Source organism: Frateuria sp. (assembly GCF_035695185.1).
GTDB lineage: Bacteria > Pseudomonadota > Gammaproteobacteria > Xanthomonadales > Rhodanobacteraceae > Frateuria_A.
On sequence record NZ_DASSES010000070.1, the window covers coordinates 1 to 8,368 of the forward strand.

General features: G+C 69.0%; 8 protein-coding genes. 4 read left to right on the forward strand and 4 right to left on the reverse strand.

Annotation, left to right across the window (positions count from 1 at the left end; all coding sequences use genetic code 11):
- The first annotated feature begins 170 nt into the window (after positions 1–170).
- On the forward strand, positions 171–1,823 hold the full coding sequence (locus tag VFH59_RS04990) for a M28 family metallopeptidase (RefSeq protein WP_325163783.1): 1,653 nt from the start codon (positions 171–173) through the stop codon (positions 1,821–1,823).
- 85 nt (positions 1,824–1,908) lie between these two features.
- Here VFH59_RS04990 and VFH59_RS04995 read toward each other — a convergent pair whose 3' ends face one another.
- Positions 1,909–4,155 (reverse strand): penicillin acylase family protein, encoded by a 2,247-nt coding sequence (locus VFH59_RS04995; RefSeq protein WP_414655851.1) that lies wholly within the window; start codon positions 4,153–4,155, stop codon positions 1,909–1,911.
- Positions 4,156–4,328: 173 nt separating this feature from the next.
- Between VFH59_RS04995 and VFH59_RS05000 the strand changes: the two genes are divergently transcribed.
- A complete protein-coding gene (locus VFH59_RS05000; protein ID WP_414655852.1) occupies positions 4,329–5,138 on the forward strand; it encodes an N-acetylmuramoyl-L-alanine amidase in 810 nt (269 codons plus the stop codon).
- Positions 5,139–5,216: 78 nt separating this feature from the next.
- Positions 5,217–5,642 carry a VOC family protein gene (locus tag VFH59_RS05005; protein WP_325163784.1) on the forward strand — a complete coding sequence of 142 codons (426 nt, stop codon included), beginning with the start codon at positions 5,217–5,219 and terminating at the stop codon, positions 5,640–5,642.
- Between the two features lie 25 nt (positions 5,643–5,667).
- Here the strand turns inward: VFH59_RS05005 and VFH59_RS05010 are convergent, their stop codons facing one another.
- Positions 5,668–6,576, reverse strand: a complete 909-nt coding sequence (locus tag VFH59_RS05010; RefSeq protein WP_325163785.1) for a LysR substrate-binding domain-containing protein — start codon at positions 6,574–6,576, stop codon at positions 5,668–5,670.
- Between the two features lie 118 nt (positions 6,577–6,694).
- Between VFH59_RS05010 and VFH59_RS05015 the strand changes: the two genes are divergently transcribed.
- Entirely contained in the window at positions 6,695–6,892 is a 198-nt protein-coding gene (locus VFH59_RS05015) for a hypothetical protein (protein WP_325163786.1), read from the forward strand.
- Between the two features lie 45 nt (positions 6,893–6,937).
- On the opposite strand, the gene VFH59_RS05020 is transcribed toward VFH59_RS05015, so the two are convergent.
- Positions 6,938–7,882 carry an IS481 family transposase gene (locus VFH59_RS05020; protein ID WP_325163787.1) on the reverse strand — a complete coding sequence of 315 codons (945 nt, stop codon included), beginning with the start codon at positions 7,880–7,882 and terminating at the stop codon, positions 6,938–6,940.
- Between the two features lie 83 nt (positions 7,883–7,965).
- On the reverse strand, positions 7,966–8,211 hold the full coding sequence (locus tag VFH59_RS05025) for an erythromycin esterase family protein (protein WP_325163788.1): 246 nt from the start codon (positions 8,209–8,211) through the stop codon (positions 7,966–7,968).
- Positions 8,212–8,368: the final 157 nt, after the last annotated feature.

Sequence of the window (8,368 nt, forward strand, 5' to 3'; positions counted from 1 at the left end):
GTTATGACCCCGCGCGCCTCGCCAAGGCGGCCAACGGCACCGTCGGTTTGCGCTGAGGAGGTCGCCGGCGTTGGGCGCGGCCGGCAGCGTCCTCCATGCACGGCGCGCCGTGGACACTGTGCCACCACTGCGCTACAAACAGGATCCCCTCGTTCACGAAGGCTCACGCCATGCGTCCCACGCTTTGTGCCGGTCTCGCGGCCCTCTGTCTCGTCGCCGCGCAACCGGTTGTCGCCGCCTCGTCCGCCACGCCGCCACAGATCAGCGCCGCGCATTTCGCCCGCTACGACCGCACACTGGCCTCCGATGCCTTCGGGGGCCGCAAGCCGGGCACGCCCGGCGGGGAGCGCACCGTTGCCTGGCTGGTCGAGCAGTTCAAGCGCATGGGCCTGGAACCGGGCAACCATGGCTCGTGGTTCCAGGAAGTTCCGGCCGACACCACCGAGCTGCTCAACCGCGACGTCACGCTGGACATCAGCTCGCGGGGCAAGCTCGATCACTTCGCCTTGGGTACCGACATGGTCGCGCAAACCCTGCAGGCCAAGGCGACCGTGGACCTGCGCGACTCGCCGATCGTATTCGTCGGTTACGGCGCGGACGCGCCAGCCTGGCACTGGAACGACTACGCGGGCCTGGACGTGAAGGGAAAGACGGTGATCGTGCTGGTCAACGATCCCGGCTTCGCCAGCGGAGATCCGAAGTTCTTCAACGGCCGCGCCATGACCTACTACGGGCGCTGGACCTACAAGTATGCCGAAGCCGCGCTGCAGGGTGCGGCGGCCTGCTTCATCGTCCATACGAGCGACGCTGCCGCCGGCTATCCCTGGACGGTGCTGCGCAACGGTGCCAAGGGGCCCCAGCTGAGCCTGCCGCCCAGCGTGGATCCGGCGCCGCGGCTGCCGGTCGCCGGCTGGCTGACCCATCAGGCGGCCAAACGGTTGTTCGCAGCGGCTGGCAAGGATTTCGATGCGCTTGCCGCGAGCGCGTCCAGGCCGGACTTCAAGCCGGTGCCGCTGCAGGCGACCGCCTCGGTGAAACTGCGTAACCGCATCGGGCACATCCAGTCGCGCAATGTGCTGGCGATGGTCAAGGGCAGCCAGCGGCCGGGCGAGGCCGTGATCTACACCGCGCACTGGGATCACCTGGGCACCGATCCCTCGCTGCCGGGACACAAGGTGTTCAGCGGCGCGGTCGACAACGGCACCGGCCTGTCCATGCTGCTGCAGCTGGCCGATGCGTTCGCCCACCAGAAGACGCCGCCACAGCGCAGCGTGCTGTTCTTCATGCCGACGCTGGAAGAATCGGGCCTGCTCGGCTCGCAGTACTACGTGGCGCGCCCGGTGTTCCCGCTCGACAAGACCGTGGCGGACATCGCCGTGGATGCGCTTCCGGTGATCGGCCGCGCGCACGACATGACGGCGATCGGCAAGGGGCAGTCGCAGCTGGAGGACATGCTGGCCGACGTGCTGCGCACCCAGGGCCGCACGCTTTCGCCGGAAGTGACGCCGGAGAACGGCTTCTATTTCCGCTCCGACCATTTCAATTTCGCCCGTGCCGGCGTGCCCGCCCTGCTGCCGAGCTCCGGCCTGGACCTGGTCAAGGGGGGCCGCAAGGCGGGCGAGGCGGCAGCGGCCGATTACACCGCGCACCGCTACCACACGCCCCGGGACGTGTTCGATCCGCACTGGGATCTCTCCGGCATCGAGCAGGACACCCAGGCGCTGTACCTGCTGGGGCGCAAGCTGAGCGATTCGGACAGCTTCCCGCAGTGGTACCCGGGCAATCCCTTCCGCGCGGCCCGTGAACGGATGATGGGCAAGTAGCACCAGCGTTGGCGCGCGGGGGCGCGTGCAACCTCCTGCGGGCGATGCATCCGAACGCATCGCCCGCAGACGCTCTCCCGGTCGGTCAGGAACCGGCGGTCTGGCCGGGGTGGTAGACCTTCTCGACGTGGCCCTTCAGCTGCTCGGGCCAGAAGTAGACCTCGCGCAGGTTGCCGGTGGTGTAGCGTTCGGCTTCGTCGTTGAAGTGCGGCGACGCCGGGTGCCCGCTCTCGCCGCCGGCGGTGATCGCACGGGCGCTGACTTTCGGGCCGAACTCGACCACGGCGACGAAGCTGTTGCCGCTGGTGCCGTAATAGCGCCTGGTGCCCGGCCAGCGGTGCGCGCCGAACGAGGCCAGCGAACCCCAGCGTGACGAGGTGAACGGCACCGGGATGCTCGGTTTGGCGTCGTCGAACGGCTGCACGAGATCCCCGTTGATCCGCTGGAAACGGTTGATCTCGCCCCACGGCACGCCCCAGTGGCCGAAATCCTTCTGCAGCCGGTCGACGGCCTCCTCCAGCGCGTGCAGGCGCATGGCCGGGCCGGCCTTGTCGGCCATGGCGTCGTAGACCGACAGGCCCTCGGCGGTGTCCGCCTTGCTGACCTCGTCCCACAGCGTGTCGCCCCAGAATACCGCCAGCGACGTCGGCATCGAGGCGATGCCCCAGCGGTAGTCCCAGTGGCGCAGCAGGGCGATCGGGCCGGCCAGTTTCTTCTTCAGCGGATTGCCCGCCGGCAGCGCGTCGTAGTCATGGAGCAGGATCGGGATCTGCCGTGCGAACGCCGGCAGGTAGGAATCGAACGCCGCGGTGATGAGCGAGGCGCGGGTGAAGTTGTCCTTGCCGCTCAGCACGCGGGTGGCGTGCAGGCCCCGCGGGTTCTCGCCGAAGGTATCCATGTAGCGCGGAAAGTCCGCCTTCTTCGGGCTGTACCTGCCGGCCGCGGAGTAGGGCCAGTCGTTGGTGTTGAAGACCCAGCCGTTGGGCGGATTGAGCACGTGCGGGGCCTGGTCCAGCGGCGTGAGGCCGTGCCAGTCGGTTGCCGGGTCGGACCCGTCGACGGGCTTGGTGTAGTCGAACCGGTCGTCGCGCTTGGGGATGAACTGCGGGTGCAGGTAGGCGATCTCGCCCTTGTCATCGGCGAACAGCGTGTTGTTGGACGAATTGGCCTTGAGCTCGGCCACCTTCATGTAGCTGGCGTAGTCGCGTGCCTTGGTGCGCAGCCAGCTCTGCTCCAGCGCCGGGATCGGGCGGTTCATCAGCGCCTCGGCGATCCATTTGCCTCCCGCCTCGCGCACGATCGGGCCGTGATGGGTGAAGTACGCGGTGAAGGTGCGTTGGGCCATCGAGCCGTCCGCGGCCCGGTAAGGCACGACGATCGTCCGTTCGGTGACCGGCCGGAGCTCCTTGCCGTAGCGGTAATACGGCTTGCCGTCCTTGCGCACGATGGTTTCGGCGAACTCGTCGACCACGTCGGCGCCGGTGGAGGTGTGCATCCAGCCGATATGGTGGTTGAAGCCCTGGTAGACGAAGAACTGGCCCCAGGTCACCGCGCCGTAGGCGTCCAGCCCCGCGTCGGAGGTCATCTGCAGCTCCGAGCGGAAGAAGAAGGAGGTGTGCGGGTTGATCAGCAGCAGCGCGTGGCCGTCGGCGGTGAGTTTGGGTGCGATGGCGATGCCGTTGGAGCCGGTCGGTTCCACCCAGCTCGGGTGCGTCCGGGTCATCGCCACCGGCACCGGCGTGTCGTCCGGCTTGCCGTAGAAGGCTTCGAGCTGCCCGAGCGAGACCCGTTCGATGTCGCCGCCGATGCTGCCCTCGGTGAAGCTGAGCGCCATCCACGGTTCGTAGTGCCTAATCACGCGCGGGTGCGCTTCCGGGTGTGTGGCGAGGTAGTAGTTGAGCCCGTCCGCCCACGCGTCCATCAGTTGCCTGAGCCAGTCCGGACTCCGTGTGTAGAGCTTCTTCAATTCGACCGGATCGATGAACAGTTTCTGGCGCAGGTCCGACCAGATCGCCCTCTCGCCCTCCGCCTCGGCCAGCCGGCCGAGCGCATTGAGATAGTTGGTTTCGACGCGGTTGAAGTCGTCCTCGGCCTGCGCGTAGACCATGCCGAACACGGCATCCGCGTCGGTCCTGCCGTGCACGTGGGCAATGCCCCAGTCGTCGCGGGTGATGGTCACCGCCTGGGCCTCCTGCGCCCAGCGCGCCTGTTCGCTGGTCTTCGCATGGACGGGGCCGGCCAGGCCGAACGCGAGCAGCATCGCGAGCGGCAAGGCACGCGGCGCGTGGCGCGGCCTCGGGCGGACCGGCGTGGGCGGGATGGTGGCAGGCATGTGTGCTCCCCTTGCGTTGGCTGGGCCGGAGGACCGCGAGCAAACCGGGTCTGCCGGACGTCACCGGCAACCTTAGCAGGGCAGGGCGCGATGCCGAACCCGCTCCGTTGCCGACCACGCCCGCGGGTTCGTCCGCGCTTGACGCACGCCGGGCGCCTGCGGCAGGTTCGACGATGCCTTTCCATCAAGCGAGTGCCGTGTCCTCTTTCCGTTCCGGGTGCGCGACCCTGCTTCGCGCGAGCCGCCTGCTGCCCCTGGCCCTGCTGCTGGCCGCGTGTGGGCCGGTACGCAACCCGCTGGCGCACTGGGTGCCATCGCCCAACTACGACCAGCGCCGGCCGGTGGCGATCGTGATCCATTTCACCGACCAGCACTCGGTCGGGGAAAGCCTGCACACCCTGCGCACCGCCAACAGCGGCGGGCCGGTGAGCGCGCATTACCTGGTCGGCAGCGACGGGGAGATCTACCAGCTGGTCGCCGACAGCAAGCGGGCCTGGCAGGCCGGGCCAGGGCGCTGGGGCACGATCACCGACCTCAATTCCGCCTCGATCGGGATCGAACTGGACAACGACGGCCGCTCGCCGTTCGCGCCGGCGCAGATCGACAGCCTGCTGCGCCTGCTGGCGGACCTCACCACGCGACTGCACATCCCGCCCACCCAGATCCTCGGCCACGAGGACCTGGCCCCCGGACGCAAGGACGATCCCGGCCCGCTGTTCCCCTGGCAGCGCCTGGCCGAGGCCGGCTACGGCCTGTGGCCGCGCGGCCCGCTGGTCGACCCGCCGCCGGGCTTCGATCCGTGGATGGCGCTAGCGCTGGTCGGCTACCCGCTGGACGACCGCCCGGCCGCGGTGCGCTCCTTCCACCACCATTTCCGCGGCATGGACGGCGACACGCTGGACGGGCAGGACCTGCGCGTGCTGTATGCGCTGGCCTGCCAGCTGACCGGCAGCCCGGAGGTCGTGCCGATCCCGACCCGGTGAGTGTCGATTCCGGGTCGTCCCGCTCGTCGGAAACAGGAGCGCCCACACGGGCACTTCCACCCAGCGAGGAGATCTCACATGCAAGTCCAACCGTATCTGTTCTTCGAGGGCCGCTGCGAAGAGGCGGTGACGTTCTACCGTGACGCGCTCGGCGCCCAGGTGCACGCACTGTTGCGCTACTCGGATGCACCGCAGGGTGGCGACGCCGGCTGTCCGGGCGGGACACCACCGCCGGCGGACAAGGTCATGCACGCCAGCCTGCAGATCGGCCAGACCCTGGTGATGGCCTCGGACGGCTTCGCCGCCGGGCATCCCGAGTTCAAGGGCATCTCGCTGTCCCTGGCGGCCGACGACGACGCGCAGGCGCGCAAGATGTTCGACGCCCTGGCGGCAGGGGGCCAGGTGCAGCAACCGCTGGGTCCGAGCTTCTTCGCCTCCAGCTTCGGCATGCTGACCGACCGCTTCGGCGTGTCCTGGATGGTCGTGGCCGGGGCCAAGGGCTGACCCTGCCGGGCGGGCGCCGCCTTTGTCAGTGTCTGCGGCGCATGGGCACCTGGCCCTGCACCTGCGCGTAGCGCCGGGCTTCGTCCAGCAGCCAGTCGCGAAACGCAAGCAGCGCCGGGTGTGCAGCGCTGCGGGCCGGGTACACCAGGTAATGCGCATACTCGGCGCGCAGCCGGCGCGTGCTCAGCAGCACCAGCTGGCCCGCCTCGACCAGCGGACGGGCCATGGTCAGCCGCCCGAGCGCGACGCCCATGCCCTCGATGGCTGCGCAGTGCAGCGTTTCGGTGTCGTCGAAGTGGGCCACATAACGTGCCGGCGGGGTGCCGCCGAAGGTACGGAACCAGCGCGGCCACACGTCCGCGGGATCGCGCAGCAGCGGCCACTCGGACAACCGGCCGAGCACCGGCCGGCCCAGCCGTGCGATCAGGCCGGGGCTGGCGATCGGGATCAGCCAGTCATCGAACAGGTGTTCGGCACGCACACCCGGCCAGTGGCCGGGCCCGAACCGCATGGCGGCATCGACCGCCTCGCGGTCGAAGTCCACCAACGCCACGCTCGACTGCAGGTTCAACTGCAGCCGGGGATGGCGCGCGGCGAACTGGGGCAGGCGCGGCAACAGCCAGCTCGAGGCGACCGACGCCATCACGCTCAAGGTCAGAACGTCCGGATCGGGGGCGTTGAAGTACCTGAGTGCCTGCTCGATGGCGGCGAACTGGGGGCCCACCGAATCGAGCAGGCGCGTGCCGTCCGGGGTGAGGTCGACACCGCGGGGTCCGCGCACGAACACGCGCCGCCCCAGTCGTTCTTCCAGTCCGCGGATCTGGTGGCTGAGCGCGCTGGTGGTCAGGTGCAGTTGCCGGGCGGCCGACGAGAGGTTGCCGGTGCGCGCGGCAAGCACGAAGCCCTGCAGGGCGGTGAGCGGCAACTTGCTCATGATGCGCCCCTTGAATCCATCTCAAGACCGCTGTGAAAAAGTCTCGCTTTCGGCGGGGCGGTCCCCGGCCTACCGTAGGCATCACCCGGTAACCGGGTGACTCCAGAGGAATGCGGTCATGCTGCTCGACCATCCCATCGTTTCGTCAGCGCCCGCCGGCACGCGCCGCGCGCATCGGCTCGCCAGCACTGCGGATGCCCGGCGAGGCCGGGCGAAACCGCCGGTAGTAGAACGCCGGAGCTATGAACCGGGCATCGACGGGCTCGGTCATTACATCGAGAGCCGCCTTCCCGGGCAGCGGTTCCATATCGAGTGACACCGCCCCATGGCGGCGCGTTCCGCGTGCCGAGCGCCGGTGGCGCTAGCTGTGTAAACCCACCAGGTTGTTCATGGCGATGCGGGTGATAGGCGGACGGTAGTCCAGGCTGGCATGTGGCCGGTGCCAGTTGTACTGATGCAGCCAGGTCAGCCAGTGGTCGGCGCGCTGGGCCGAGTGTTCATAGCTGCGCGCGTAGGCCCACTCGCGCAGCGCCGTCTGGATGAAGCGTTCGGCCTTGCCGTTGGTGCGGGGCGTGTAGGGCCGCGTGCGTACGTGCCGCAGTCCCAGCCGGCGCAGCAGCCGCCGGAAGGCGCGGGATTTGTAGCAGGCACCGTTGTCGGTCATGACGCGAGAGAAGCGCACGCCCAGCGTGCGGTAATAGCGCAGCGCCGTGAGCAGGGCGCGGCACGCACTGTGGCCGCGCTCGTTGGGCTCGATGGTGCCGAACGCCACGCGCGAGGCGTCATCGATCGCCACGTGTACAAACTCCCAGCCGGCCCCGTCGGAGGTCTGCTGGCGGTCGCCGGTGACGCGATGGCCGGGGCGCCAGAACCGCCCTAACTTCTTGATGTCCAGATGCAACAGGTCGCCCGGCGCGGGGTATTCGTACCGGTTGGCCGGGCGTGCCGGCTCCAGTTCCGCCAGCCGATGCAGCCCCGCGCGCTTGACCAGGCGGCCGACCGTGCTGACGGCCACCGCCAGATGCTGGGCGATCTGTCGGTAGGTCCAGCGTTCACGGCGGTGCTCCATCACCTGCTTGGCGACCGCGGCGTCCGTGGCATGCGGGCAACGATGCGGTCGGGAGGATCGATCGAGTAGCCCGGCGGCACCCTCTTCGCGGAAGCGCGCCAGCCACTTGTACGCCGTACGCACACTGACCCCGGCCGCATGCGCCGCCTCCTCCACCCGCAGACCGTGCTCGAGCACCCGCTCCACGAGCAGGGCTCGACCTCGGGGCGTAAGACGGGCATGTTTATGCAGGTTCATCCGGGGCTCCTGGTGTGCTGGTTGGGTCGCACCTCCAGAATCCCGGGATCGCCCCGGGTGAACAACCTACCGAGAGATCACAGCTAGAGGCCGAACGGCCAGGTTTCCGCAACGCCGGCCCGCGGCTCCTGGCCAAGCGGCTCGACCGCATGGGTCTGGTCGAACCAGGTGTAGCCGTCGAACTGGCGCGGCATCGAGCATTCCACGTAGTGGCTCCAGCGCTCGGTGTCGGGGCGGTAGATCACTCCGATGAAACGCTCCAGCCGGCCGGCCGCGAGACGGCCGCACAGGTCCCGATTGGCCTGGCCGCGCAGGGGCTGCTCCGGCACAAGTCGCGCAAGGCCTCGTTCCGGGGGCCATTCTGGTTCACGGTGGTCGCCAACATCGCGTTCGTGTTGTGGCTGGCTTCCTCGCGCGGCAGGATGTTCCTGCACGCGCAGCTCGCAGGCTAGTCGAGGGCGGCATTCTTCGCATGGGCAACCCAAC